Below are 26381 nucleotides of genomic sequence, written 5' to 3' on the forward strand. Positions count from 1 at the left end.
CCGGCACGTACACGTCCACCGGGATCGGCTGGTTGACACCCTTGGTCACCGAGCCGCCTGCGTGGCCTACCCCTCGTACGGATCCCAGGCTGCCGACATCTCCACCCCGGCGGCCCGCAGCGGCGTGCCCTCGGCCCGCAATCGGGCCCGCGCCTCGACCTCGTGCCCCGGCGGCAGCCGCCCCGACGAGGTCACCACCCGGTGCCAGGGCACCCCGCCACCGTGCCGCGCCATGATCGAGCCGACCAGCCGGGCCGAGGCCCGCCCGGAGCGCTCGGCCAACGCGTCGGCCACCGCGCCGTACGACATCACCCGGCCCGGCGGGATCCGCTCCACAAGGTCGAGCACCGCCTCGACGTACTCCTCAGGGGTCACGACCGGCCACGATATGGGAACCGGCGCGGGACCACGCAGCGCCACCACGCAGAATGGTCGGGTGCGGGAAGCAGTCACGACGGCCCGGCGGGTCGTCGTCAAGATCGGATCATCCTCGTTGACCACCGCGACCGGCGGGCTGGCCACCGACCGGGTGGACACCCTGGTCGACGCGCTCGGCGCGCTCGCCGCGCAGGGACGCGAGGTCGTGCTGGTCTCCTCCGGCGCGATCGCCGCCGGGCTCGCCCCGCTCGGCCTGCCCCGGCGACCGCGCGACCTGGCCACCCAGCAGGCCGCCGCCAGCGTCGGGCAGGGCCTGCTGATCGGCAGGTACGCGGGCAGCTTCGCCCGGCACGGGCTGACCGTCGGGCAGGTGCTGCTCACCGTCGACGACGTGACCCGGCGGGCGCACTACCGCAACGCGTACCGGACCCTGCGCAAGCTGCTCGACCTGCGGGCGGTGCCGATCGTCAACGAGAACGACACGGTGGCCACCGAGGAGATCCGGTTCGGCGACAACGACCGGCTGGCCGCCCTGGTCGCCGCCCTGGTCCACGCCGACCTGCTGGTGCTCCTCTCCGACGTCGACGCCCTCTGGACCGGCGACCCGACCCGACCCGGCTCGACCCGGATCCGCGAGGTACGCGACGAGCGCGACCTGGCCGGGGTGACCGTCGGCGGGGCCGGCCGGTCCGGGGTCGGCACCGGCGGCATGGTCACCAAGGTCGAGGCGGCCAGGATCGCCACCGGCTTCGGCATCCCGGTGGTGCTCACCGCCGCCCCGCTCGCCCCGGCGGCACTGGCCGGCGAAGAGGTCGGCACCCTGTTCCACCCCGGGCGGACCCGCCCCACCGCCCGGCTGTTCTGGCTGGCCCACGCCACCTCACCCCGGGGCCGGCTGCACCTGGACCCGGGCGCGGTGCAGGCCGTGGTCGACCGACGCAAGTCGCTGCTGCCGGCCGGGATCACCGCCGTGGACGGCACCTTCACCGCCGGCGACCCGGTGGACCTGGTGGACACCGCCGGCGACCCGGTGGCCCGGGGGCTGGTCAACTACGACGCGGTCGAGCTGCCCACCCTGCTCGGCCGCTCCACCGCCGACCTCGCCGCCACCCTCGGCCCCGGCTACGAACGCGAAGTAGTCCACCGCGACGACCTCGTCCTGCTGTAAGGAAGGGCCCCTTGTTAACGCTTTCTGTTGTATAAGGGGCCCTTCCTTACACCCCCGTCAGTGAGCAACCCACCGCAAGGAGTGCACGATGAGCGTCACCGAGCAGGCTCGACGGGCCCGGGAGGCGGCCGGCGCGCTGGCCGTCGCCACGCGTACCGCCAAGGACGGCGCGCTGCACGCGATGGCCGACGCGCTGGTGGCGCGTACCCCGGAGATCCTGACCGCGAACGAGGCGGACCTGGCGGCCGGGCGCGAGGCCGGGCTGTCGGCGGCCATCCTGGACCGGTTGAAGCTGGACGGGCCCCGGGTGGCCGGAATCGCCGAGGCGCTGCGGCAGATGGCCGCGCTGCCCGACCCGGTGGGTGAGGTGGTCCGGGGCTCGACCCTGCCCAACGGGCTGGAGCTGCGGCAGGTCCGGGTGCCGTTCGGGGTGGTGGGGATCATCTACGAGGCCCGGCCGAACGTGACCGTGGACGCCGCCGGCATCTGCCTGAAGTCCGGCAACGCGGCCCTGCTGCGCGGCTCCTCCTCGGCGGCCCACTCCAACGCGGCGTTGGTGGCGGTGCTGCGGGACGCGGTCGCCGGTGCCGGGCTGCCGGCCGACGCGGTGCAGCTGCTCGACGCCACCAGCCGGGACTCGGTCAAGGAGCTGATGCGTGCCCGGGGTCTGGTCGACGTGCTGATCCCGCGCGGTGGCGCGTCGTTGATCCGCACGGTCGTGGAGGAGTCCACCGTCCCGGTGATCGAGACCGGGGTGGGCAACTGCCACGTGTACGTGGACGCCGCCGCCGACCTGGCCAAGGCCGTCGCGATCACGCTGAACTCCAAGACCCAGCGGCTGTCCACCTGCAACACCGCCGAGTCGCTGCTGGTGCACGCCGACGTCGCGGACGCCTTCCTGCCGGCGGTGCTGGCCGCCTTCGCCGAGGCCGGGGTGACCGTGCACGGCACCCCCGAGGTCGCCGCGCACTCCGCCGCGGTGGTCGCGGCCACCGACGAGGACCACCGCACCGAGTACCTGTCGGCGGACATCTCGGTCGCCGTCGTCGACTCGCTCGACGCCGCGATCGACCACATCAACAGGTACGGCACCGGGCACACCGAGGCGATCGTCACCGACTCGCAGTCGGCCGCCCGGGAGTTCGTGGCCCGCGTCGACGCGGCGGCGGTGATGGTGAACGCCTCCACCCGGTTCACCGACGGCGGCGAGTTCGGGTTCGGCGCGGAGATCGGCATCTCCACCCAGAAGCTGCACGCCCGGGGCCCGATGGGGCTGCCCGAGCTGACCAGCACCAAGTACGTCGTCACCGGCGACGGCCACCTGCGCGGCTGAGCCGGGCGGGTCGGTGGCGGCGTGCCCCGACCCGCCGCCGCTGTCGGCTGCCCGACACCTACTTTGATCAACAAGTGGTCGAATGTCCCGATGATCACCCCGACTCCCCTCATGGGCATCGTGACCGGTTACTGGGCATTCAAGACGCTTGCCGCCGCCGTCGAGCTGGATCTCTTCGGCCGGCTCGCCGGCGCACGCGTGATCACCCGTGCCGAGGCCGAACAGGAGTTCGGGCTGCCCGAGCGGCCGGCCGATCTGTTCCTCGCCGCGTGCGCCTCGCTGGGCCTGCTGGAGAAGGCCGGTGACGGGTACCGCAACACCGAGCTGGCCGAGCAGTTCCTGGTGCCCGGCCGGCCGCACTACTTCGGTGGGCAGGTGCGCTACTGCGACGAGCGCACCTACCTGCCGTGGCACCGGATCACCGAGGCGCTGCGTTCCGACAAGCCCCTCACCTGGGACCCCGCCACCCAGGAGTCCCTCTTCACCGATGTCGACGAGAAGATGCTGGCGCTGTTCTGGGCGGCGATGTACTCGACCTCCAGCTTCACCGCGCGGTCGTTGGGTGAGGCGTACGACTTCGGCGGGCACCGGCGGCTGCTCGACGTCGGTGGCGGGGCCGGGGCGTTCCCGGTGGCGCTGTGCGGGCGGTTCCCGGAGCTGACCGCGACCATCTTCGACCTGCCGCACGTCTGCGCGATCGCCGAGACCAAGATCGCCTCGGCCGGGCTGACCGACCGGATCGGCACCACCGCCGGGAACTTCCTCACCGACCCGGCCCTGCCGACCGGCCACGACGTGATCCTGCTCAGCATGATCCTGCACGACTGGGACGAGGCGCAGAACCGCTCGATCCTGGCCAAGTGCCACGCCGCGCTGCCACCGGGCGGGACCGTGGTCATCTCCGAGCTGCTGCTCAACGACGAGCGGACCGGACCGCCGGCGGCCGCCCTGATGGGGCTGAACATGCTTGTCGAGACCGAGGGCGGGCGGAACTACTCGGCCGCCGAGTACGGCACCTGGCTCACCGACGCCGGCTTCACCGACGTGCGTACCGTCACCTTCGACGGACCGGGCGCCAACGGCGCGGTACTGGCCACCCGCGCCTAGGTTGGGGTCCAGCATCCCGGCCTCGCACCTGCGAGGGACGACGGAGGGACGAACACCGTGCCGAAAAGCAGAGACGAGACAGCCTGGCGGAACTGGGAACGCCATTATGATGAATTGGCCGACCGAGGCGCTTTCCAGCGCGATTCCACCGGGAAGTTACACAGCAAAGGAATACAGAACGCCGAAGAAAGGACCGTCGCCAACGAGATCGTGAGCTACAACAATCCGAAAAGGGTAGCGTACGGCGGCGGCAAAAGTATGCCTGAACTCCTCCGGCAGAAGCTGATCGATAATGGGCACGTTCCAGATGTCCCACGGAGGACTGGCAGCGCAAATAAGGTCCACCGGACCCGAGAGGAGTGGGCGCTGGCCATGCGCGAGGCCGGCCGGCAGCCGGTCCCCAAGAAAATCAGCGTGCTGCCAGCGTATTGGCCGGTCGAGGTGGAAGGGATCGGTCTCGTCGACATCGGGCCCCGACTTCGGGAGATCCGAGCCGGCCGCATTCAGCCATCCGATTCGGAGTTGATGGTCATGCATCAGAACGGATGGGACGACTTCGCCCCGAGGGAGGGTACCGCGGCGCACCTGCGGTACCAGGCACTGAAGAACAATGCCCCCGTCGCCCTTCCCATGCAGGGATCGTCCGCCGCGATCGGTCCACCGCCCCCCGGGCACCCGTCCGACCCGCACCTGAGCGACTATCCTTCGCCGACGGCGACCGCCCTGGTCGCCAGCATGACCTACGGCCATGGCTACGGCGCCCAGCCCTCCTCAAGTTCCGCCCCACCACCACCCTGGGACCAGGGCCCGGCCCAAAATCAGGGCAGAAGCAGACTGGGGGGCTGAGAGATCCTGCCGCTGACCGCGGTGGGACGGTCAGCGGCAGGCGCGGATGGCGGCGAGGGTGGTGTGCACGTCGAAGCGGTGCCCGTCGTCGCTGTCCCAGCCGCCGTCGGCGCGCTGCGTCTCACCGAGCCGGCGGCGGGCGGCGGCCAGCAGCCCCTGCTGGTCGTCGAGGCCGACCCGGCGCAGCGTGGCGGCCAGCCAGGCCACGTCGGCCGGGGACATCTCCGGCAGCCGCGCGCCGAGCACGGCCTGGATCCCGGCCGCCGGCTCGGACATCCGTTGCCGGTGCAGCACGGCCGCGCTCAGCCAGCCCGCGGCCAGGAACGACGGCCAGCTGCCGTCCGGGGCGAGCTGCCCGGCCAGGGTCTGCGCGGCGGCCTGCACCACCCCGGCGTACGCGCCGCCGACCCGGTCGTCCAGCGGCCCGGCGGCGCGGGCGTCGAGGCCGGCCACGGTGAGCCAGAAGCCGGCGTACGCGGTGAGGTAGAGCCGGGCCGCCGGGTCACCGGGCCGGGCCCACTCGGGTGCCGCCTCGGCCAGCGCCGGGTCCTCTTCCCAGCCGCCGTCGGGCAGTTGGCGGGCGGCGAGCCAGTCCAACGCCCGGCGGGCCGCCGGACGGCCGAGCGCACCGAGGTCGTCCAGTTCGGTCAGCCGGAAACAGGTGGCCTCCACCGAGGCGGCCTCGCCACCCTGTACGGCCGGCCAGCCACCGGCGGGGAGCTGTCCGTTCTCGACGGTGTCGAGCAGCTCCGGTGCCGGCTCCGGCCCGCCGCGCAGCCCGGAGAGCCTGGCCCGGTCCACCACGTCGCCGTGTGCCACGACGAACCCGACTGCCGCTTCCAAGTCGACCACGCAGGCCACGCTACCGGCGCAAACACGATTCCGCCTCGGCTAGCGTGGCCGATACTGCCGCCGGTCGGCCCCGGCTGACCAGCGGCGCAGCGGCGCAGCGCCGCAGCGGCCGAATCGACCCGCCGCACCGTGGGCGGCGACAGCAGGGGGCAGTGGCATGGTGCCAGGCAAGGACTGGAACACGTGGTTCGAGGTCTACCAACGGATGCACGAACGGGGTTCCATCACCCGAGAACCCGGTGGCCGAATGATGCTGGTCAACATCGCGGGCTAACCGGAACTCGCCGTCCGAAGGGACCTGTACGCGTACAACAACCAGCCAGCACACCGCATGTACGGCGGCCCCAAGACGATGCCCGAGCTTATTCGGGAGCAGCTCATTCAGAACGGCCACCTACCGAGGGTGTCCCGGGCGGTCGTCGGGGCGAAAAAAACATTCCACCAGCGGGAGATCTACGCCCTGGCCATGGACGTACTCGAAGAGGAGGTTCGCCGCAATGGCGCGCAGCGGCCCACCAAGTCTTACCCCCCGGTACAGGTCGGAGAGTACGGGCTGGTCGACTCCGCCCACCGACTCTCCAACATCAGGGACGGCATCGTCAAGAATCCATCCGACTCGGAACTGATGAAGATCTACCAGAAGGGGTGGGAGTACTTCGCCCCGAAGGAAGGGACCTACGCGCGACAGCGGTACGACGAGCTCAAGGCGAACGCTCCCGACCTCTCGGCGCCCGATCGGCAGCGACCGGCAGCGGGGCAGCAGCCGGACCACACCGTGATCGCCCAGGCCGCGCGCCTCGGCTACGGACCCGGCTCCGGTGCCCAGCCCTCGTCGAGTTCCGCCCCGCCACCGCCGGAGTGGGGCCAGCGCCCCTCCCCGGGCCGGGGCGGACCGGGCGGCCCCTGAGCCGGCGACGCCCCCGGAGCTGTGAGAAGGGGCCCCTTCTCGACCGTAGGAGTTAAGAAGGGGCCCTTCCTTACCGGGTCAGTACGTGGGCAGCGACGGGTCGATCTGCTTGACCCAGGAGAGCACCCCGCCCTGCAGGTGGACGGCGTCCCGGAAACCGGCGGCCTTCAGCGCGGCCAGCGCCTCGGCGGAGCGCACCCCGGACTTGCAGTGCAGCACCACCTGCTTGTCCTGCGGCAGCCTGGCCAGCGCCTCGCCGGAGATGATGTCGCCCTTGGGGATCAGGGTGGCCCCGGGGATCGAGACGATCTCGTACTCGCCCGGCTCCCGGACGTCGACCAGGAAGATGTCCTTGCCGGCGTCCTGCCAGTCCTTCAGCTCGGCGGCGGTGATCGTCGAGTCGACCACCGCCTCCTGGGCCTCCACCGAGACCGCGCCGCAGAAGTCCTCGTAGTCCTCCATCAGGTCGGTCAGGGTGGCGTTCTCCCCGCAGAGCACGCAGTTCGGGTCCTTCCGGACCTTGATCTTGCGGTACTCCATCTCCAGGGCGTCGTAGACCATCAGCCGGCCGACCAGCGGCTCACCGACCCCGGCGAGCAGCTTGATCGCCTCGTTGACCTGGATCGAACCGATCGAGGCGCAGAGCACCCCGAGCACGCCGCCCTCGGCGCAGGAGGGGACCATGCCGGGCGGCGGGGGCTCCGGGTAGAGGCAGCGGTAGCAGGGGCCGTGCTCGGCCCAGAACACCGACGCCTGGCCGTCGAACCGGTAGATCGACCCCCAGACGTACGGCTTGCCGAGCAGCACCGCCGCGTCGTTGACCATGTACCGGGTGGCGAAGTTGTCGGTGCCGTCGACGATCAGGTCGTACCGGGAGAAGATCTCGCGGACGTTCTCCCGGTCCAGCGCGGTGTTGTGGATCTCGACGTTGACCAGCGGGTTGATCTCGCGGATCGACGCGGCGGCGGACTCGGCCTTGGACCGGCCGACGTCGGAGACGCCGTGGATGACCTGCCGCTGCAGGTTCGACTCGTCGACGGTGTCGAAGTCGATGATGCCGAGCGTGCCGACCCCGGCGGCGGCCAGGTACAACAGGGCCGGCGAGCCGAGGCCACCGGCGCCCACGCAGAGCACCCGGGCGTTCTTCAGCCGCTTCTGCCCGGTCACCCCGACGTCCGGGATGATCAGGTGGCGTGAGTAACGGCGGATCTCGTCAACGGTCAGCTCGGCGGCGGGCTCGACGAGCGGGGGCAACGACACGGTGGACTCCCCGGGATCGGCTTCGGTGTGCCGCGCCATTGTTGCTCGCCGGGGCGGGCATCGGCCATGAGCAGGGCCACGTCGTCCGACATGCGGGAGCGGGAATAACGTCAGATGCCCGGTACGGGCTCCCCGGCGTGGCGCACCCCGTCGAGGTACGGCCAGGCGTTGGCGACGCAGCCGTCCAGCCCGTACGTCTGCTGCTGCATCACCGGGGCCGGCTCGCCGGGGCCGGGGCAGGCCTCGTGGCCCGCGCCCAACTCGTGGCCGATCTCGTGGTTGACCACGTACTGCTGGTACGTCTCCACCGGCGCGCCGTAGTCCGGCACCGCCTCCAACCAGCGGGCCAGGTTGATGATCACCTGTCCGGGCAGCCGGCAGGAGGTGTACCGCTCGGTGCTCAGCCCGCCCCGGGCACACATCCGCTCCGAGGTGACCGGGGTGGCCAGGTAGACGGTGAAGTCGGCCACGCTCGCTTCGGCGACCCGTTGCACCCGCAGGTCACCCGAGGCGATCCAGCTGCGCGGGTCGGCCAGCACCTCGTCGACCGTGCCGGCGAAGGCGGCCACGTCCTGACCGGCGCCCTGCTCGACCGCGACGTGGTAGCGGCGTACCCGGCCGCCGGTGCCCCGTACCGGGGACTCGCCGTCGGCGGTGACGAAGCCGCCGGTGCCGACGGACGGTGTCGTGGTCGGCGGCTGTTCGCCGGTGGCACCGTCGTCGCTCCCGCCACCATCGTTACCGAGGCCACCTTCGTTACCAGGGTCACCGTCGTTACCAGGGTCACCGTCGACACCAGGGTTGTCGTCGCCGGCTCCTCGGGTGTGGTCGTCGCCGGTGCCGGCACCGTGGCCGAACCGGTCACCGGGGATCAGCCGGGCCGGGTCGAGCGCGGGGCCGTGCAGGCCGGGCAGTGGACCGGTGAGGGCCACCGCCGCGAGCAGCAGCGTGCCGGGCAGGACCGCCCATCGCCACCCGCGCCCGGCCGAGGCGCGGGCGTGCCGACCACGCCGCGCGGACCACGCCCGGAACCGGTACGCCCGGCCCGGTCGAGGACCCCGGCTGCCGTGCCGGGGTGACCCGGCGCGGTCGGAAGGGGACGAGAAGCTCACCCGGCCAGCGTGCCACGCTTTCCGGACTTATGACCGCTTTTGCCGCGAAAAGCGCGAGGATGTTTCACCTGACCCAGTGGTCAGAGCCGGGGACCGGCGTACCGCTTTCCGTCCCGATACGGCCACGGGTTGGCCAGGCAGCCCTTGAGGAAGATCGTCTGCTGCATCATCACCGGCGCCGGTCGCCCCGAACCCGGGCAGCGTTCGTGCCGGTGCCCCAACTCGTGGCCGACCTCGTGGTTGACCACGTACGTCCGGTACACGCCCAACGGCACCTCGGCACTGACGAAGTGCGGCACGGACGACCGCCAGCGATCCAGGTTGATGATCACCTTGCCGGGGGCCCGACAGGACGTGTATGGGCGGCCACCGATCCGGATGTCCACCCCTCCGGCGGCACACATCCGGGCCGCCGTACGGGCCGTGGCCAGGTAGACCGTGAAGTCGTGGGCGGCCGACCCGGGGACCTGGCGCAGCCGCAGCCGGCCGCCGTCGATCCAGCTGCCCGGCCCGACCAGCGCGGTGTGCACGGCGGCACCGAATCCGCCCGCGTCCTCCCCGGCACCGTGCTCCACGGCGACCCGGTACCGCCGCAGCTCACCGGAGCGCCCCAGCACCGCGCCCCTCCGGTCGTCGTACCCGAAGGTGCCCCGCCCCTTCGCCGGGGTGGGCCCCGCCAGCCGCAGCACCGTCGCGGGGTCCGGCGCGGCCGGTCCGACGATGCCCGCCGGTTCCCCGATACCGTCCGGTTCCCCGATACCGTCCGGTTCTACGATGCCCGCCGGTCCGACCAGGCCCGCCGCGCCGGGCGACCCGGCCGACTCGGGAACTACCGCCGGACCCGACGGTGCCGCTCGCCACTGCTCGGCGGTGCGTACCTCCGCCACATCAGCCGACTCGGGCCGCTGCGCGACCACGAGGATCGCCGCGCCGACCGCCAGGGCCAGCACCAGCAGCCCCGCCGCGGTCCGTCGCCGCCGGAGACCTGGCGGTACGACACTCCCGGCGGATCCACCCGCCGTCGGTGCTGGTGCCGGCGGTGGAGTTGTCGTCGGCGTCGCGGTCGGAGTCGGCGCGGCGGGTGGGCGAGGGGTGGCAGGCACCCGGTCAGCCTGCCACGGTCACCCGATCACCGGGATCTCCGACGCGGCGTGCCGTCGCGGCCGACCGGTGCCCCGCCGGCCGCAGCCGGCACGGGATTCAGCCGGCCGCAGCCGGCACGGGATTCAGCCGGCTGCGACGGAACTGGCGGAGGTTCAGCCGGCCTGGCCTGCCCCGGCCCGACCTGGCCGCACCCGGGCCGGCCCGGTCTCTTCCGGCCCCACCTCGGCCGGCCCCACCTCGGCCGGTCCGGTCTCGGCCGACTCGGTGAGGAAACTGAGCGCGGCGCGGGCGACGACCCGGGGCACCTCCAACTGCGCCACGTGACCGACGCCCCGCAGCATGATCAGTCGGCTGTCCGGAATCACCCGGGCCGTCTGCGGTCCCACCAGGGGATCGACCAGCCGGTCCTGGAGCCCGCCGATCACCAGCGTGGGGGCACGGATGGCCGCGGCCAACCGCCACAGCGAACCGGACCCCGGCAGGTACGACCGCAGGAAGCTGCTGACCAGGCCCCGGAACGTCCGGACGTACGCGGCGGCGTAGTGCGCGGCCTCGTTGCGGATCCGGATCTCCTCCAACGCCTCCGCCCGGCGCTGGTCGCTGATCCGGCTGAGGTCGGCGACGCACGCCTCCATCGCCTGCCGGGCCATCACCTCCGGGGCGATCCGGGCCAGCCGCCAGGCGGCCAACTGCTCGCCCCGGGGGATCGCCAGCAGGGGCAGCATCCGGCCCTGCAACGAACGGCGGAAGTCCAGGAAGGGCAGCGCCGGGGAGATCAGCGTCAACGTCCGGACCAGGTCCGGGCGGAGCCCGGCCACCTGGACGGCGACCGAACCGCCAAGCGAGTTGCCGAACAGGTGCACCGGCCCACGTCCGGTGTGCTCGATCCAGCGGACCACCCGGTCGGCGAAGGACGGGATGGTGTACCGCAGGCCCGGCTCACTGCGCCCGAAGCCGGGCAGGTCGATGGCCTGGCCGTCGAGGCGGTCCGCCAGCAGCCCGGCCAGGTCCGTCCAGTTCTGCGAGGAGCCGCCGAGACCGTGCACGTAGAGCGCCGGCTCCGCGTCCGGCCCGGTGGCGGGGGTCTCCCGCACGTACGTGACCGAGCCGTCGAGGCGTACCGGGCGACCGGGCCACGGCGGCGGGGTGCGGTGTTCGGGCAGGAGATGATCCGGCCAGAGGGTGGCGCGCTTCATCACTCCAGTCTGCCCGGGCCGCGCCCGGACGGCACCACGGCCCAGCCCCGGCCCGGCAACATCACTCGCGATCCGGCAAGCCACCCAGGATCCGGCAGGCACCGCCCAGGATCCGGCAAGCACCGCCCGGGAGCCGGCAAGCACCGCCGCGTGGTACCGGTCGACCCGCCGTCGGCTCAGGCCAGCAGAGCCTCCAGCCGCCGGTTCACCGCGGCCAGGGTGGCGCGTACCACCGCCTGTCGGGGGTCCCCGGCCACCAGGGCCGAACCGGCGAGCTGCTCCACCCAGCCGTCGCAGACCAGCAGCACGACCACGGTGGCCACCTCGCAGTTGCCGAACGGCACCACCGCCGCGTGCTCGACGAAACACCGGCCACGATCGCCCACCTGGTCGTCACCGCGTAGCAACTCGTCCACGGCCGCACCGGCCGCCACCGCGCAGAGCCGCAGCACGTACCCGTCAACCGCCGGGCCGGTGGCGAACCCGGCCGAGCTCTCCCCCGCCGCCAGCAGGCGTACCTCGACGTTGGCATCGAGGCCGAACGTGCTGACCTGCACGTGATCGATGATCACCCGGGGGCCGGGCACTCCGCCCGTGTCCAGGGGCCGGGACGGGGCGGTCTCGGTCGTGGTCATCTGCCCACCGGAGTACGACGCCGCGAGCGTGGCCGGGCTTCCGGTGGCCATCCCCTCCGGCACCGGCGAGGCCGTGGCGTGTTCGGTACCGGCCCGTCCCCGGCTGCCGCCCGAGCGCCGACGACGCGCCGTCTCCGCGCCGGCCACCGGCTCCACTCCGCCCGGTGCCTGCGGTCCGCCCGGTGCCTGCGGTCCGCCCGGTGCCTGTGGTCCGCCGGCCACTGCCGACCCGACCGGCGGTACCGATCCGGCAGGTGCCTCGTCCCGGGACCGGACCGGGCCGGCCGGCCCGGCGCCACCCGCAACCGCCCCTGCCGGTCCACCCGGTACCCCCGATCCGCCCGGCATCGCCGGCCCAGCCGACATCGCCGATCCAGCCGACATCGCCGATCCGCCCGGTACCGCCGTACTGGTCGGCCCTGTCGTTCCGATCTGCGGGCCTGGTCCGGCCGTCGCGTCCGGGGCAGTCGCGGGCGTCGAACCAGGTGCTGCCGCCGAACCGGTCGGGGGGATCGTGCCGCTCGGGGAGATGGTGCCGGTCGGTGGCGTCGTGCCGGTCCACGAGGCCCGGCCGGTCGTGGACGGCGGCGGGCCGCCCGGTGCCGCCGGACCAGCCGACGACGGCGTACCGGCCGGCTCATCCCCCCAGGCCGGTTGCCGGGGCTCCAGGGTACGACGGCGCACCGGTGGTGGCGGCGGGCCCGGCAGCCCGGGCAGGTCCTGCGGGGCGGCGGCCAACCCCATCCGATCCTGGAGCAGCCGAGCCACCTGCCGGCTCACCTCGGCCGGGTCCGCGCCGTCGGCGAGGTCCAGCCGGAGGCTGTGCGCACCGGCGGGGGTACGCCGCAGCGAGGCGTCCCGGACCCCGGCGACCCCTCGGACCGCGTCCAGGATCGCGTCGACGTCGAACCCCTCGGGCCGGTCCCGGGGCGGGGCGGGCTCGTCGTCCCGGCGCAGATGGGTGGCGATCCGGGCGAGTTCGGGAGATTCGGCGGGTGGGTCCACGGCTGGCGGCTCCGGCACTACGGGCACGTCCGGTTCGGCGGGGACGCGCTGCGGCAGCATCGCCGACGTACGGTCCTCGGCGGGCGGCTGGGCCGCAGGTGCCGGTTCGGGGGCCGATCGACGCGCCGCGTAGGGGGGTGCGCTCGCGGGTGCGGGCGCGGAACTGTTGCGATCGAGGCGTCCGATCCCGCTCGTGACGGAGTCGACGAGCGGGGCCGAGGAACGGTCTTCCCCGTACGCACGGGGATCGGGCTCGATCCGGTCGGGACGCCGTTCCGGCTCGCCCGGTTCCGGACGGAGGCGGAACGGCCGGACCACCCGGTCCTCGGCGTGCGCCGGGTCGGCAGAGGTCACCTCGGTGCTGGCCGGCGGGGCACTGGCCGGAAATTGGCTGGCCGGCGGCCCACTGGCCGGAGACGAGCCGGCGGAGAACCCACTGGCCGGTGGCGCGCTGGCCGGAGACCTGCCAGCGGGAGGCGCGCTGGTCGGGGGTGCGCCGGCAGGCGACGGACCCACCGGTTCGTCGAGCGCCCACGGCGGGGTTCGAGATTCACGCGGGGCGGGCGGGCGGTACGCCGACCAGGAGTCCGGCTCCGGCCGGGCGGACTCGTAGTCCCGGGAGTCGTACCCCGCTGACGACGCGTGCCCGGGCCGCGGTTCGTACCCCGCCGGCGACTCGTACCCGGGTGGCGGTTGGTAGGCGACCGGCGACCCCGGGCCCACGGCACCCAGCGGCGGCTCGTCAGCGGTTGGGTCGTAACCACGGGGTGCATCAGAGCCACGGGGTGGGTCGTAGGCGCGGGCCGACTCCGAACGGACCGCCTGGTAGGGCCGGCTCGGTTCGGAGCGTACCGGCTCGTACGGTCGGTGCACCTCGGCGACCGGCGGCTCGTACCGCCGGCCGGGCTCGGTGCCTGCCGGCTCGTACGGTCGGACGACCTCGGCGGCGGGACGCTCGTACGGTCGATCCGGCGGTTCACCGGTGACCGGGGGGCGTTCCCGCGGCGCGGACAGGGACGGGTACGACCGGTCGGGGTCGGCCGTCGGCGCCGGGCGTTCTGCCTCCGGCGCCCACTCGGCCCCCGCCTCGGATCGGGTACGCCCCGGCCGCGCGGCCCGACGGCCGGCCGGCTCGTCGCTCTCCCGCGCCCAGGGCGGTGCCCATCCCTCGCTCCAGCTGGGTCGGTTCCAGTTGGGACCGTCCCAGGATGGCTCGTCCGCTGCCGGGGTCGGCGGTCGGTCCTGCGCTGTCGGGGTGAACTCTTCCGCGTGGTCCTGGTCCTGAGCCCACCGGCTCGACCGGGCGGCCAAAGACTCGTCGGAGGCGTGCCGGGGATTCGTGGAGTCCTCCTCTTCCGCGGCGGCTGACGCCCCGACGGTGTGGTCACCAACCGGGGCGGGGCGTTGGGCCGGCACCGCCAGTCGGTCGCCTCCGTCGGCGTCCCGGCGCTGCTCGGCACGCGGACCGGGCGGCGCGCTCACCGGGAGCCGAGCACCCGGAGGGGCACTCACCGGAGCCTGACGCGCACTCGGCGGCCCGCTCACCGGGGCCTGGCGTGCGCCTGGCGGCGCGCTGACCGGGGTGTGGCGCGCGCCTGGCGGTGCGCTGACCGGGGCGTGGTGACCGTTCGACGACTCACCGCCGGGGTGTCCGAAGCCGTTCAGGTGATGACCGTTGGACCTCGTCGGCGGCTTTTCGTCGGATCGGCCGGGAAGTGGTGCGGGCAGGTCTGCGTACCGGGGCGACGAGCTGGCCCAGCCGGTGGCCGGATCGGACCGCTGCCACCGGGTGCCGTGCTCCCGGTCACCCGGGGAAGCCTCATCCGCGGGCCAGCCGGCGGTGAAGGGCGCCCACCCGCTGCCGGAACGGGCCAGGTCGTCCTGCTGACCTGTCCCGTCGCCGTGCTCTCCCGGGATGGCGGCTCCGGGTTGCCCTGTTTCACTCACCGCGCGCTCCTTGGTCGCCCTCGCTGAGGCTACCGTGTGGTGACAGTGGCGATAAGTTACAGCGGCGGGCCAATTCCGGAACGGGGTCGCACCCCGACCGGTTCGGGTGGTTGATGCCGGCTCGTACGGAGAAACTCGGAGGTTCCCATGACCGCGTTGGGGAACGGTGCCCAGACAGCCGGTCGACCCACGCGCCTACCTCGGTCGGCGCGGCGTAAGCAGCTGCTCGCGGCGGCCCAGGAGGTGTTCGTCGCGCAGGGGTACCACGCGGCGGCGATGGACGACATCGCCGAGCGGGCCGGGGTTTCCAAGCCCGTGCTGTACCAGCACTTTCCGGGCAAGATGGACCTCTACCTGGCATTGCTGGACACCCACTGCGACGCGATCGTGGCCAAGGTGCACGACGCGATGCGCAGCACCACCGACAACAAGGAGCGGGTCGGCGCCTCGGTGCAGGCGTACTTCGACTTCGTCGACCACGAGAGCGAGGCGTTCCGCCTAGTCTTCGAGTCGGACCTGCGCAACGATCCGGCCGTCCGGCAGCGCGTGGAGCGGGTCGAGCAGGGCTGCATCGCGGCGATCACCGACACCATCATCTCCGATACCGGAGTCAGCCGGGCCCACGCCGAACTGCTCGCCTCGGGCCTGGTCGGCGCGGCCGAGACCGCTGCCCAGTTCTGGCTGGCCGGGGGCCGGCAGGTGCCCAAGGCCGAGGCGGAGGCGTTGGTGACCGCCCTCTCCTGGCGCGGCATCGCCAGCTTCCCGTTGCAGGGTGAGCCGGCCTGAACCACGTCAGCCCGAACACCGGCTGCCCGAATCGGATAGCCTTCGTCCGGCGGTTCTTTCGCCCCAGTTGAGGAGGAACAGTGGAGGTCAAGATCGGCGTGCAGTACGCGCCGCGCGAGCTGGTGTTGGAGAGCGCTCAGTCGCCGGCCGAGATCGAGCAGATCGTGACCGAGGCCATCGCCCACGACGGAACGCTGTCCCTGACCGACGAAAAGGGCCGACGGATCATCGTGCCGGTCGGCAAGGTCGCCTACGTCGAGATCGCCGAGGCGTCGCCCCGCGCGGTCGGATTCACCGTTCGCTGATTCGGTCCGGGGCCCGGTCACCGGGCCCCGCCCCGGCCCCCCTGCCCGGCTCGGCCGCACCCCTGCCCGGCCGCACCCCCTGCCCGGCCGCACCCCTGAACGGCCGCACCCCCTGACCGGCCGCACCCCCTGACCGGCCACACACCTGACCGGCCCGGATAGGGGCTTGAAGATGCTGGCAGGAAAGTGCCCCCGAGGGTCGAATCCTCCAAGTCACCCTCTCTGCCGCAGACACCTCCCATGCGTCAAAACGGGGCAAACCTGCCCTGCGCCCCCACCCCCACCCGCCGCCTAACGCCCCCGTCACCACCCGAAGCGGGCCCCGAAGTGAATCTTGGACACTTACCGCTCAAATAGAACGGTAAGTGTCCAAGATCTACTCCCCGATCGAGTGCGGAGAGAGCGAGTCTCCTTAGTTGCGAAGGATGGCGGGAGCGGGAGGGCGGGCGGGAGCGGGAGGGAGGGAGGGCGGGAGCGGGAGTAGGGGGAGGGAGCGCGGGGGGCGGGAGTAGGGCGGCGCACGAGGCCGCACGGAGGCCGCATCCACGCCGCATCGGAGGCCGCACGGAGTTGCCACCGTGGATAAGGCCAGATCCGGGCGGCTCAGGTAGTATGGAGCAGTTGCCGTGGGCGCCGATTCGGTCGAAGCACTGCCTACGGCGCGCGTGCGGCCCGGTCCGGCTCGGCGGTTCAGCCCCCGACCGTGTGGCCCGCGCCATACCGAGAGCGCCCTGAGGACATGACGGGGCGCACCACGAGAGGGCACCCCGACATCCATATGAGCGAACAGAACGAGACCCACACAGACGATCCCAAGATCCACGACGAGATCCCAACCGAGCAGACCCAGGCCAAGCAGGGCAAGGCCGAGCAGGTCCAAGCCGAGCAGGTCCAAGCCGAGCAGGGCAAGGCCGAGCAGAGCCCGGCCGAGCAGGTCCAAGCCGACCAGGCCAAGGCCGAGCAAGCACAGGCCGAGCAGGGCAAGGCCGACGGCATCGACGCCCCGGACACCGAGGCGCAGGAGTTGGCTCCCACCGCCCCGGTCCGCCCGGAGGCACCGACCTTCGCCGAGCTGGGCGCCCGCGAGGAGACCGTGGCGGCCCTGGCTGCCGCCGGCATCCACCGGGCCTTCGCCATCCAGGAGTACGCGCTGCCGATCGCGCTGCGCGGCACCGACCTGATCGGCCAGGCACCGACCGGCACCGGCAAGACCCTCGGTTTCGGCGTACCCCTGTTGGAGCGGGTCTTCGCCCCCGGCGAGGGCAGCGACGGGGTGCCGCAGGCGCTTGTCGTCGTCCCCACCCGTGAGCTGGGCATCCAGGTCGCGAAGGACCTCGCCGCCGCCGGCCGGACCCGGGGCGTCCGGGTGCTGCCGATCTACGGCGGGGTGGCGTACGAGCCGCAGATCGACGCGCTGCGCAAGGGCGTCGAGATCCTGGTCGGTACCCCGGGCCGGCTGATGGACCTGCAGAAGCAGAAGCACCTGCGGCTGGACCGGATCCGCGCGCTCGTCCTCGACGAGGCGGACCGGATGCTCGACCTGGGCTTCCTCGACGACGTCGAGAAGATCCTGGCGATGCTGCCGGAGGATCGGCAGACCATGCTCTTCTCGGCCACCATGCCGGACCCGATCGTCACCCTGTCGCGGCGGTTCCTGCGTCGCCCGGTGACGATCCACGCCGGCCACACCGCCGAGACCGGCCCGTCGCCGCAGACTCAGCAGCTGGCCTACCGGACCCACTCGATGAACAAGATCGAGATCGTGGCCCGCATCCTCCAGGCGGAGGGGCGTGGGCTGACCATGATCTTCACCCGGACCAAGCGGGCCGCCGACCGGGTGGCGGAGGACCTGGACTTCCGGGGCTTCGCCGTCGCCGCCGTCCACGGTGACCTGGGCCAGGGGGCCCGGGAGCGGGCGCTGCGGGCGTTCCGGGCTGGCAAGATCGACACTCTGGTCGCCACCGACGTGGCCGCCCGGGGCATCGACGTCAGCGGGGTCACCCACGTCATCAACTACGACTGTCCGGAGGACCAGGACACCTACACCCACCGGATCGGTCGTACCGGTCGGGCCGGTGCCACGGGTGTCGCGGTGACCTTCGTCGACTGGGACGACATGCCCCGGTGGCGGATCATCGACAAGACCCTCGGGCTCGACATGCCGGAGCCGCCGGAGACGTACCACACCTCTCCGCATCTCTACTCCGACCTGGCCATCTCCACCGAGATGACCGGCACGCTGCCGACTGCGGAGCGGACCCGGGCCGGGCTCTCCGCCGAGGTCGAGGAGGACCTCGGTGGTGGGCGGCCCCGACGGGGTGACGGCCCGGGCCGGCCCCGTCGCGGCGAGAGCCGCAGTGAGGGCCGTGGCGAGGGCCGCCGTGAGGGTCGTGGCCGGCGCGGCCGGGGTGACGCCGAACGCGGCGGCGAGCACGGTGGCACGCCGATCCCCGACGCCGCCGGTACGGATGCTGGCGAGGAGGGCGGCCGGACTCCGCGTCGCCGTCGTCGTCGGCGCGCCGGTGAGGTGGTCCCCGCCGAGCAGGGCACGGTGACCACGGCCACCACCGGCGTGGCTCCGCTCTTCGTCAGCCCGGCCGACCACGCCGGCGCAACGCCGGCCGCCGAGGGCACCGCCGGCCCCGAGGCCAGCGGCAGGTCCGAGGGCGGTGCCAGGTCCGAGGGCGGTGGCAAGCCGCGCCGTCGGCGTCGTCGCCGCAGCGGCGGCGGTGGCTCCGACGCCCCGGCCGAGGCGACCGCCGACTGACCACCGACTCAGCTGATTCGACGTCCCCCGTACCCGATGGGTGCGGGGGACGTCGCGGTCCGGCCCCGCTCCGGGGTACGCCCGACCGACGGGGATGGGTCCGGCCCCGCTCCGGGGTTCGCCTGGCCGACGGGGATGATGGAGCGATGCCGGAACCGTTGGACGCCGCCCTGACCGAGGTACGGGCGTTGCTGCTGGACCCCGCCCTGACCCGGGCGGTCGCCGCGGGCCGTCGTCGCGGCCGCCGGCCGTCGGTGGTCCGGGCCGAACTGCGTCCGGTGACCCTGAAGGCGGGACCACGGTTGCAGATCGCCACCTCCGACGGCTCCCGCCCGTACACCCGGAACGTGGCGTCCGGTCCGGAGGCCGACGCGGCGGTGGACGCGTTGCTGGCCGAGCCGTTCGGCAACTGGCACGTGGAGACCGCCGACGCGACGGTGCAGGTGCGGGTGACCAAGTCCGGCGAGGCCCAGGTGCACCGGTCGGCGGCGAGCCGGCCGCCGACCGAGCCCGGCGGCCACGACCGGGCCAAGGAGTACCTGCTCGACCCGGGGGATCCGCTCTTCGCCGAGATCGGTGGTTCGGCGGCCAAGCGACGGCAGGTCGACGCGTTCCTGCGGGCGCTCGCCGCCACGCTGCCCGACGAGCTCACCGGTCCGCTGCGGGTGGTCGACCTGGGCTGCGGCAACGCGTACCTGACCTTCGCCGCCTACCGGTACCTGACCCGGCGGGGGCTCGACGTCGAGCTGGTCGGGGTGGATGTCCGGGAGGACCAGCGGCGACGCAACTCCGAGCTGGCCGAGCGGCTCGGCTGGGCCGACCGGGTCAGCTTCGTGGCCGGTACGATCGCCGACGCCGTCGTCACGCCCGCCCCCGACCTGGTGCTCGCCCTGCACGCCTGCGACACCGCCACCGACGAGGCGCTGGCCCGCGCGGTGCGCTGGTCGGCCCGCTGGGTGCTGGCCGCCCCGTGCTGCCACCACGACCTGGCGGTGCAGCTACGGGCCCGGCCGACGCCGGCCCCGTACGGGTTGCTGACCCGGCAGGGCATCCTGCGGGAACGCTTCGCCGACGTGCTCACCGACGCGCTGCGGGCGGGGCTGCTGCGGCTGCACGGGTACCGGGCCGAGGTGGTGGAGTTCGTGGACTCGCAGCACACCCCCCGCAACCTGCTGATCCGGGCCCGCCGCACCGGTGGGGAGCCGACCGCCGACCACCGCGCCGAGTACCGGGACCTGGTCGACCAGTGGCAGGTCACCCCCCGCCTGGCGACCCTGCTGACCACTCCCGAGACCGGAGCCGCGAGCGGGAGCGGAGGCGGGAGCAGGGCCGGAGCCGGAGCCGCGAGCGGGACCGGAGCCGGGAGCGGGAGCGACGACAGCTAGCGGGGCAGGCTAGCGGTGCCGGTCGGTGCGGCTCGGCGTCCGACCTCCGTCGGGGGGCGAGGTCGGGAACGGCACGACGGTACCGCTCGACTCGGCGTCACCGGCCGCCGCGAAGGCGTTCCAGGAGATGTCCACCAGCAGCCGCTTCAGCTCGGCGTGCCGGAGCGCGGCGTTGCGTTGCAGGGCCAGCCGGGCACCGAGCACCACACCGACCAGCGTGGTGGTGATCGCCCCGGTGGCGGCCAGGAGCTGGACCCCGGTCACCTCGTCGCCGGTGAGCACCGCGATCAGCAGCCACGTCCAGCAGGCGACGGCGAAGACCCCCGCCTTGGCCACGAAGAAGACGCTTACCGCACCCGGGCGGTGCGGCGGTTGACGGTCGGACTCGGCCATGCTGCTCCTTCTCGGGCACGATGCGGCCCCGCGGCGGCACCACCGCGGCGAGGACCACCGCTGCGGGACCACCGCGGCACGACGACAGGCCTCAATAGTGCCGGTCACCCGAGGGTTCCGCACGGCTACCCACCGCTGATTCGGGCCGGTGGGGGCCCGGTTCCGGACAATAGGTTCGGTCGGTCGGTTGCCTCCACCGACGGCCGTACTACCCTCGAAGACGCACCGTCCGGTGCTCGGCTGGCAGGAAGAAGACCTCACAGGGATGGGTTCGGCACAGGTTTCGCCGCAGAACGCGTTCGCCCGCTTCGTCCGTCGCGCCATCGACGACGCCCGCGAGACACGCGGCTGGACCGTGACCGACCTGGCCACCCACACCGGCGTGGGCCGCTCCACCGTGTTCCGCTGGTTGGCCGGCGACTGGCAGGACTACCCCGAGCTGGCCAAGGTGCGCAGCTTCTGCACCGCCCTGGACCTGCCGGTCACCGCGGCGTTCCGCGCGCTGGGCCTGCCCGAGGCCGGCCGGGTCGGTGGCCAGCGGCGGGGCGAGGAGGCCCCGGTGGAGGCGGACGTGCGGGTGATCCTGGACCGGCTGGCCGATCCGACGATCGCCGCCGAGGAGAAGCACCACATCCGGGACCTGCTGCGTTACCTGGCCCACCGGCCGGTCGGCGGGCGGGCCGACGACGTCAGGCGACGGTCAGCGTGAACTCGGCGGTCCGCACCTCGCCGGCTACCTGGAAGTCCAGGTAGAGCCGGTAGCTGCCGGGGCCGGGCGCGGTCACCCAGAACTTCACCGCGCCGGCGTCCAGCTCCGGCTCGGGGTGCACGTGCAGGTAGCCGAGGTCACCCGACCGCAGCGCCACCAGGTGGCCGTACGCGCCGAGGTACCGCTCCAACGTCGGCACCGCGCCGTCCGCACCCTCGATGGTGAAGACCAGGGGTACGGCGACGCCGGGCTTCGGCTCACCCTGGTAGGAGACGGTGAACCCGTCCGCGATGGTCTGCTGGGCCGGCGCGGGCAGCGGCACCGGCGCGTACTGCCCCGGGGCGGTCAGGTCCACGCCGAGGGTGACTGCGGTCTGGAGTCCGTCGTCGGCGACGGCGGTGAAGTCGGCGTACATCCGCCAGACGCCCGGCTGGGTCAGGGTCAGCGGGATGGACCAGGTGCCGTCGGGGGCCATCGTCGGGTGCAGGTGCTGGTAGCCGCTCAGGTCCCGGCGGACCACGATCAGGTGCAGCGGCTTGTCGTGCACCACAGCGAACCGGGTGACCGGCTTGCGCTGCCCGTCGTGCACCTGGAAGCGCAGCTCACCGGCCTGCCCGGCGGGCAATTCCGGGGTCGACGGGACCAGGGTGTAGCCGGCCGAGGTGACCGACAGCCCGGTGGCGTCGTCCGGGTCGGCCCCGTCGTGCTGGTGCGCGCCGGTGCCGGGGGCGTGGCTGTGCCCGCCGCCCGCCGCCGCGCCGCCGACCGTCCCGCCGGCCGGGGTCATCGGGCCGGCCACCGTCTCGCGCGGGTTGATCCGCCCCAACCCGAACCCCAGGAGTACGGCCAGCAGCAGCCCGCCCACCACCAACGCCATCCGTACGGTCGAGGGGTCGACCACGGTGGGGGCCACCGTCCCGGCCGGCTCGGAGGCCGAAGCGGGGACGGGGGCCTCGTCCTCGACGGTGCTGGGCTGCTCAGGCATGCCGCCACGGTACCGCCACGACGTGCGGTGGCCGGAGGTGGACGGCGGCCGGATCCGTCGGCCGACCCCGGTGGGGCTGGCGAACGCACCACCGGTCTCGTCGCGCCTACCTCGCCGGCGCGCTTCGCATGTTCGGCTCCGAACGCGTCCGGTGCGGCACCGCCCCGGCCGACGCCAGGCTCTGCTGCGGGGAGCCCGCCGCGGGACCGACGTACGACAGCCGGGCAGCGGCGAGATCGGACACGGCCGGGCGGTTCTCGTCGGGGCCGGCGGCCCGGTCCCGCCCGACTGCCGACGTCGACGGGTTGACGGGTGCCGGCCGTACCAGGGACCGCTGTTCGAAGTTCGCCGCCACCCGCAGGGAGTGGACGGTCGCATCGGCCATGTCCCAGGCTGCGGTACGGGTTCCCGGGCCTTCGGAGGCTCGACCCGACAGGAACGCAAGCCCCTTCTCTGCCCCGTCCAGGGCGGCGATGTTGCGGCGCAGCACCTCACCGACAACCTGCTGGGCGTGGTGGACGGTCTGCAGGTCGCCGCGTTGGGGTTCGCCGGGATTCTTCAGCTTCTGGTCGATGACCTCAAGAAGACGATCGTTGACGGCCTTCAGCTTCTCGGTTTCCGGCACGAACTTCGCGAATGACACCCGGGCCAGTTCCCGCCCGACCGCCTGCTGGACACCGGCGATCTTTTCCTTGGTCGCGGCACTCGTCGGGGCGGGTTCTTCCCGGCGTACTCCGGGCTTCGCCGCCGCCAGCGCCCACATGGCTGCGCTGGAGGTTCCGCGCAGCTCATCGATGGTCTGCAGGTACCGCTCGATCTTCCCGACGCGGTCGACGTGTGGCTGGATCGACCGGGCGAGCCGGCGCGCCCCACCCAGGATCTCCTGCTGGAGGGCGCGGATCGTCTCCCCCTCCGGGCCCAGGCGGTCCGCCGTGGGCATCAGCCGCCTCAGCACCCTCGGCAACGGCAGGAGGTCGCCGGTTACGCGGTAGCCACGATCGTCCGTACTTCCACTGGCGATTGACGTGTCGGATTCGTAGCCCGCATCGAGGTCCCGACGGTCCTGCCCGGTGCCGACCTCCCGTCGGGCCGGCTCGAGTTCTCGGATCTGCCCACTGATCGCCCTGACCGAACTCTCCAGGGACTGCTGCACGTAGAGGTTTCCGACAGCGCCGGCGTTGACCCCGTCGAGGGCGTGTGCCGAGTATTCGACGGCGCCGGCCAGCTGACCCAGCCTCTTCCGGATATCGAGTTGGTTCTTGCGGACCATCCGCAGGTCGGGATGCCGGACCTCCGTCCCGGGCCGCCCGCCGGATTCCTTGATCGCCCGGTCCAGGCGGTCGAGCAGCGCCTCGTTCCGCTTCTTGGCGGCCTCCACCTCCCCGGCCAGCGCCCGGGGATTCGAATCCTGCCAGTGTTCCGCCAACCGTTCGGGGAGCTGGCCGAACCGCCGCTCGCCCCGCTCGCCGATGTCGCCCACGCTGCCGCGCCGGGTGAAAGGTGACTCGTCGCGCCCCAGGAAGTACGCGTCGATGACCCTGTGGTCCAACTCCTTGGCGTAACCGACCAGGCGGTCGAGCTGCAGGGTGAGTTCGCCCAACTGCCGGTGGATCTCCGGGCCGGCCGGCCCGAGGTCGAGCGGTGCCGCGCTCCGCGCCGGCGACTCGACTGTCTGCTCCGGGATCCGCAGCACCGTCACGACCGAGTCGGCGTCGCTGTCGCTGTGGGCCATCTCCACCTCCAGTAGATTGCCGTCGGCTCGATCTACGGAGCGCCGCAGCGACCGTTCGGTAACTTGACGTCGACGATCTGTGGAACTTGTCACAGTCGTCGATGGCCCGGCTCAGCCGGCCACGGCGAGGGTGAGGGGCAGCACCCCCGGCGCACCGGCCTGACGCAGCAGGCGGGCGACGAGGGTAAGGGTCCAGCCGGTGTCGGCCAGGTCGTCCACGAGCAGTACCGGCCCGTCCAGCCCGGCGAGGGCGGCGGCCAACTCCGCATCGACGGTGAAGGCGTCGTGCAGGGCGCGTACCCGCTGGGCGCTGTTGCCGCGCGGACCGGTGCCGGTGGGCGGGCCGACCGGGGCGACCTGGCCGAGCAGCGGGAGCCGACCGACGGAGGCGATCCGCTCGGCCAGCGAGCCGACCAGCGTCGGCCGGCGGCGGGAGCCGACCGCGACCACCCCGACCGGGCGGGCCGACCACCGGTCGTCGCCGTGTGCCCAGGCCTTGAGCACCTCGACCACGGCGGCGGCCACGTCGTCGGGGACCGGCCCGTCGGCGGCGTCCGGCCCGAGCAGGCCGCGCAGCCGGCCACCCCAGCCGAGGTCGGAGAGCCGCCCCACCGCCCGGCCGGGCAGCGCCTGCTCACCGGGCGGAATCCGACCCTTCAGCGGTACGCCGACCGCGTCCAGCCCGGTCGGCCAGAGCTTCTTGGGCGGCAGGTCGACCCCGGGTCGGCCGAGGAAGGTCCGCGCGGCGGTCAACGCGGTGTCGGAGACCGCCGGGGTGAACAGCGGTTCGGCACAGCGGTCACACCGGCCGCAGTCGGCCGCCTCGGCGTCGTCCAGGCATTCCCGCAGGTAGCGCAGCCGACAGCCGGGTGTGGCGGCGTACTCCCGCATGGCCTGCTGCTCGGCGGTGCGGGCCTGGGCGACGCGCCGCAACCGGGCCTCGTCGTAGACCCAGGGCTCGCCGGTGGCGAGCCAGCCGCCGCGCACCCGGCGGACCGCGCCGTCCACGTCGAGCACCTTGAGCATCAACTCCAACCGGGTACGCCGCAGGTCGACGATCGGCTCCAGGGCCTGGGTGGACAGTGGCCGGTCGGGGTGCAGTGCGGCCAGCACGGCCCGCACCTGCTCCTCGGGCGGGAAGGCGAGCGAGGCGAAGTACCGCCAGATCGCGGCGTCCTCGACCCCGGGCAGCAGCAGCACCTCGGCGTGCGCCACCGCCCGACCGGCCCGGCCGACCTGCTGGTAGTAGGCGATCGGCGACGACGGCGCCCCGAGGTGCACCACGAACCCGAGGTCCGGCTTGTCGAAGCCCATGCCCAGCGCGCTGGTGGCGACCAACGCCTTGATCTTGTTGTCCAGCAGGTCCTGTTCGGCGGCCCGCCGGTCGGCGTCGTCGGCCTGCCCGGTGTAGGAGGCCACCGACCAGCCGCGCGAGCGGAGGAACTCGGCCGTCTCCTGGGCCGCCGCGACGGTCAGCGTGTAGACGATCCCCGAGCCGGGCAGCCGGTCCAGGTGGTCGGCGAGCCAGGCCAGCCGGTGCGCCGGGCTCGGCAGATCGAGTACGCCCAACCGGAGCGACTCCCGGTCCAGGCTGCCCCGCAACACCAGCACGTCCGGCCGCCCGCCGCCCCCGCCGGCCGCCTCGGTGCCGGTGGTCGGTCCGGTGCCGGTGGCCGGTTCGGTGCCGCCGCTCGGCTCGGTGCCGCCGCTCGGCTCGGTGTCGGTGGTTGGCTCGGTGCCCAGTTGTTCGGCGACGTCGGCGGTGACCCGGGCGTTGGCGGTGGCGGTGGTGGCCAGCACCGGGGTCCGCTCGGGCAGCCGGCCGAGGAAGGTCCGCAGCCGCCGGTAGTCCGGCCGGAAGTCGTGGCCCCAGTCGGAGACGCAGTGCGCCTCGTCCACCACCAGCAGCCCGGTGGTGGCGGCGAGCCGGGGCAGCACGCTGTCCCGGAAGTCCGGGTTGTTGAGGCGTTCCGGGCTGATCAGCAGCACGTCCACCGCACCGGCGTGGATCTCGCCGGTGATCTCGTCCCACTCGTCGAGGTTTGCCGAGTTGATGGTCCGGGCCCGGATGCCGGCGCGGGCGGCGGCCTCGACCTGGTTACGCATCAACGCCAGCAGCGGCGACACGATCACCGTCGGCCCGTACCCACCGGCACCGTCGGTGGCGCCGGGACCGTCGGAGGCGTTCGCGGCTTCGGAGGTGCTGGCACCGTCGGTGGCGCGGAGCAGGGCGGTGGCGACGAAGTAGACAGCCGATTTGCCCCAACCCGTGCGCTGCACGCAGAGCACCCGCCGCCGGTCGACCACCAGCGCCTCGATCGCCCGCCACTGGTCCTCGCGCAGCCGGGCGTGCTCACCGGCCAGCCGACGCAGCACCGCCTCGGCTCGCTCACGTACCGCCGTCCGATCCACACTCATCCGGCATTCCTACCAGCCGACCCGACCCCGGCAAGCCCGGCCAGAGTGTTC

The 26381-nt window shown here is 73.1% G+C and carries 20 protein-coding genes and 3 pseudogenes; 11 read left to right on the plus strand and 12 right to left on the minus strand.

The features are described 5' to 3' along the window. Positions 1–66: 66 nt before the first annotated feature. A complete protein-coding gene (locus tag ACN28G_RS22540; RefSeq protein ID WP_091444202.1) occupies positions 67–375 on the minus strand; it encodes an MGMT family protein in 309 nt (102 codons plus the stop codon). A gap of 13 nt (positions 376–388) precedes the next feature. Here ACN28G_RS22540 and proB point away from each other — a divergent pair, with 13 nt between their 5' ends. The 4 genes from proB (at position 389) to ACN28G_RS22560 (ending at position 4832) form a co-directional block, all read left to right on the plus strand. Then, the gene (gene proB, locus ACN28G_RS22545; RefSeq protein ID WP_091444207.1) at positions 389–1546 is read left to right on the plus strand and encodes a glutamate 5-kinase; all 1158 of its coding nucleotides are present in this window, start codon (positions 389–391) and stop codon (positions 1544–1546) included. Between the two features lie 88 nt (positions 1547–1634). Then, complete coding sequence (locus ACN28G_RS22550) at positions 1635–2879, plus strand: glutamate-5-semialdehyde dehydrogenase (RefSeq protein WP_091444210.1); 1245 nt, start codon at positions 1635–1637, stop codon at positions 2877–2879. Positions 2880–2969: 90 nt separating this feature from the next. Then, a complete protein-coding gene (locus tag ACN28G_RS22555; RefSeq protein ID WP_091444215.1) occupies positions 2970–3986 on the plus strand; it encodes a methyltransferase in 1017 nt (338 codons plus the stop codon). 57 nt (positions 3987–4043) lie between these two features. After that, a complete protein-coding gene (locus ACN28G_RS22560) occupies positions 4044–4832 on the plus strand; it encodes a hypothetical protein (protein WP_421480270.1) in 789 nt (262 codons plus the stop codon). 30 nt (positions 4833–4862) lie between these two features. Here ACN28G_RS22560 and ACN28G_RS22565 read toward each other — a convergent pair whose 3' ends face one another. Then, complete coding sequence (locus tag ACN28G_RS22565) at positions 4863–5693, minus strand: prenyltransferase/squalene oxidase repeat-containing protein (RefSeq protein ID WP_229688421.1); 831 nt, start codon at positions 5691–5693, stop codon at positions 4863–4865. A gap of 394 nt (positions 5694–6087) precedes the next feature. Between ACN28G_RS22565 and ACN28G_RS22570 the strand changes: the two genes are divergently transcribed. Continuing rightward, entirely contained in the window at positions 6088–6591 is a 504-nt protein-coding gene (locus ACN28G_RS22570) for a hypothetical protein (RefSeq protein ID WP_421480271.1), read from the plus strand. Positions 6592–6669: 78 nt separating this feature from the next. Here the strand turns inward: ACN28G_RS22570 and moeZ are convergent, their stop codons facing one another. The 5 genes and pseudogenes from moeZ to ACN28G_RS22595 all read right to left on the minus strand — a co-directional run. Continuing rightward, positions 6670–7890: an adenylyltransferase/sulfurtransferase MoeZ gene (moeZ, locus tag ACN28G_RS22575; protein ID WP_421480272.1), complete on the minus strand. Its 1221-nt coding sequence runs from the start codon at positions 7888–7890 to the stop codon at positions 6670–6672. A 71-nt stretch (positions 7891–7961) separates the two neighbouring features. After that, the gene (locus ACN28G_RS22580; RefSeq protein ID WP_421480273.1) at positions 7962–8963 is read right to left on the minus strand and encodes a DUF3152 domain-containing protein; all 1002 of its coding nucleotides are present in this window, start codon (positions 8961–8963) and stop codon (positions 7962–7964) included. Between the two features lie 80 nt (positions 8964–9043). After that, positions 9044–9913 carry a DUF3152 domain-containing protein gene (locus tag ACN28G_RS22585; protein ID WP_421480274.1) on the minus strand — a complete coding sequence of 290 codons (870 nt, stop codon included), beginning with the start codon at positions 9911–9913 and terminating at the stop codon, positions 9044–9046. A gap of 306 nt (positions 9914–10219) precedes the next feature. Continuing rightward, on the minus strand, positions 10220–11263 hold the full coding sequence (locus ACN28G_RS22590) for an alpha/beta fold hydrolase (RefSeq protein ID WP_091444224.1): 1044 nt from the start codon (positions 11261–11263) through the stop codon (positions 10220–10222). Positions 11264–11439: 176 nt separating this feature from the next. Beyond that, a pseudogene (locus tag ACN28G_RS22595) lies at positions 11440–12183 on the minus strand (hypothetical protein); the annotation flags it as partial. Positions 12184–13261: 1078 nt separating this feature from the next. Between ACN28G_RS22595 and ACN28G_RS22600 the strand changes: the two are divergent. The 5 genes from ACN28G_RS22600 to ACN28G_RS22620 all read left to right on the plus strand — a co-directional run bounded on the left by ACN28G_RS22600 (position 13262) and on the right by ACN28G_RS22620 (position 20093). Then, on the plus strand, positions 13262–13516 hold the full coding sequence (locus ACN28G_RS22600; RefSeq protein ID WP_421480275.1) for a hypothetical protein: 255 nt from the start codon (positions 13262–13264) through the stop codon (positions 13514–13516). Positions 13517–14997: 1481 nt separating this feature from the next. Beyond that, a complete protein-coding gene (locus tag ACN28G_RS22605) occupies positions 14998–15636 on the plus strand; it encodes a TetR/AcrR family transcriptional regulator (RefSeq protein ID WP_091444228.1) in 639 nt (212 codons plus the stop codon). 80 nt (positions 15637–15716) lie between these two features. Further along, positions 15717–15941, plus strand: a complete 225-nt coding sequence (locus ACN28G_RS22610) for a DUF3107 domain-containing protein (protein ID WP_091444231.1) — start codon at positions 15717–15719, stop codon at positions 15939–15941. Between the two features lie 778 nt (positions 15942–16719). After that, positions 16720–18708, plus strand: a complete 1989-nt coding sequence (locus tag ACN28G_RS22615; RefSeq protein WP_421480276.1) for a DEAD/DEAH box helicase — start codon at positions 16720–16722, stop codon at positions 18706–18708. A gap of 146 nt (positions 18709–18854) precedes the next feature. After that, a complete protein-coding gene (locus tag ACN28G_RS22620) occupies positions 18855–20093 on the plus strand; it encodes a class I SAM-dependent methyltransferase (RefSeq protein WP_421480277.1) in 1239 nt (412 codons plus the stop codon). Positions 20094–20102: 9 nt separating this feature from the next. Here ACN28G_RS22620 and ACN28G_RS22625 read toward each other — a convergent pair whose 3' ends face one another. Then, the gene (locus ACN28G_RS22625) at positions 20103–20486 is read right to left on the minus strand and encodes a hypothetical protein (protein ID WP_091444244.1); all 384 of its coding nucleotides are present in this window, start codon (positions 20484–20486) and stop codon (positions 20103–20105) included. Positions 20487–20751: 265 nt separating this feature from the next. Between ACN28G_RS22625 and ACN28G_RS22630 the strand changes: the two genes are divergently transcribed. Continuing rightward, a complete protein-coding gene (locus ACN28G_RS22630) occupies positions 20752–21195 on the plus strand; it encodes a helix-turn-helix domain-containing protein (RefSeq protein ID WP_091444247.1) in 444 nt (147 codons plus the stop codon). Here ACN28G_RS22630 and ACN28G_RS22635 read toward each other — a convergent pair. The 4 genes and pseudogenes from ACN28G_RS22635 to ACN28G_RS22650 form a co-directional block, all read right to left on the minus strand. After that, the gene (locus tag ACN28G_RS22635) at positions 21176–22180 is read right to left on the minus strand and encodes a hypothetical protein (RefSeq protein WP_421480278.1); all 1005 of its coding nucleotides are present in this window, start codon (positions 22178–22180) and stop codon (positions 21176–21178) included. The genes ACN28G_RS22630 and ACN28G_RS22635 overlap by 20 nt on opposite strands. 106 nt (positions 22181–22286) lie before the next feature. Further along, a complete protein-coding gene (locus ACN28G_RS22640; RefSeq protein ID WP_139135766.1) occupies positions 22287–23912 on the minus strand; it encodes a hypothetical protein in 1626 nt (541 codons plus the stop codon). Positions 23913–24023: 111 nt separating this feature from the next. Continuing rightward, positions 24024–25529 (minus strand): annotated as a pseudogene (locus ACN28G_RS22645) (helicase-related protein); the annotation flags it as partial. A gap of 120 nt (positions 25530–25649) precedes the next feature. Then, positions 25650–26330: pseudogene (locus tag ACN28G_RS22650) on the minus strand (DEAD/DEAH box helicase); the annotation flags it as partial. Positions 26331–26381 lie beyond the last annotated feature (51 nt).

This window comes from Micromonospora sp. WMMA1923 (genome assembly GCF_049179195.1).
Taxonomy (GTDB): Bacteria; Actinomycetota; Actinomycetes; order Mycobacteriales; family Micromonosporaceae; genus Micromonospora; species Micromonospora yangpuensis.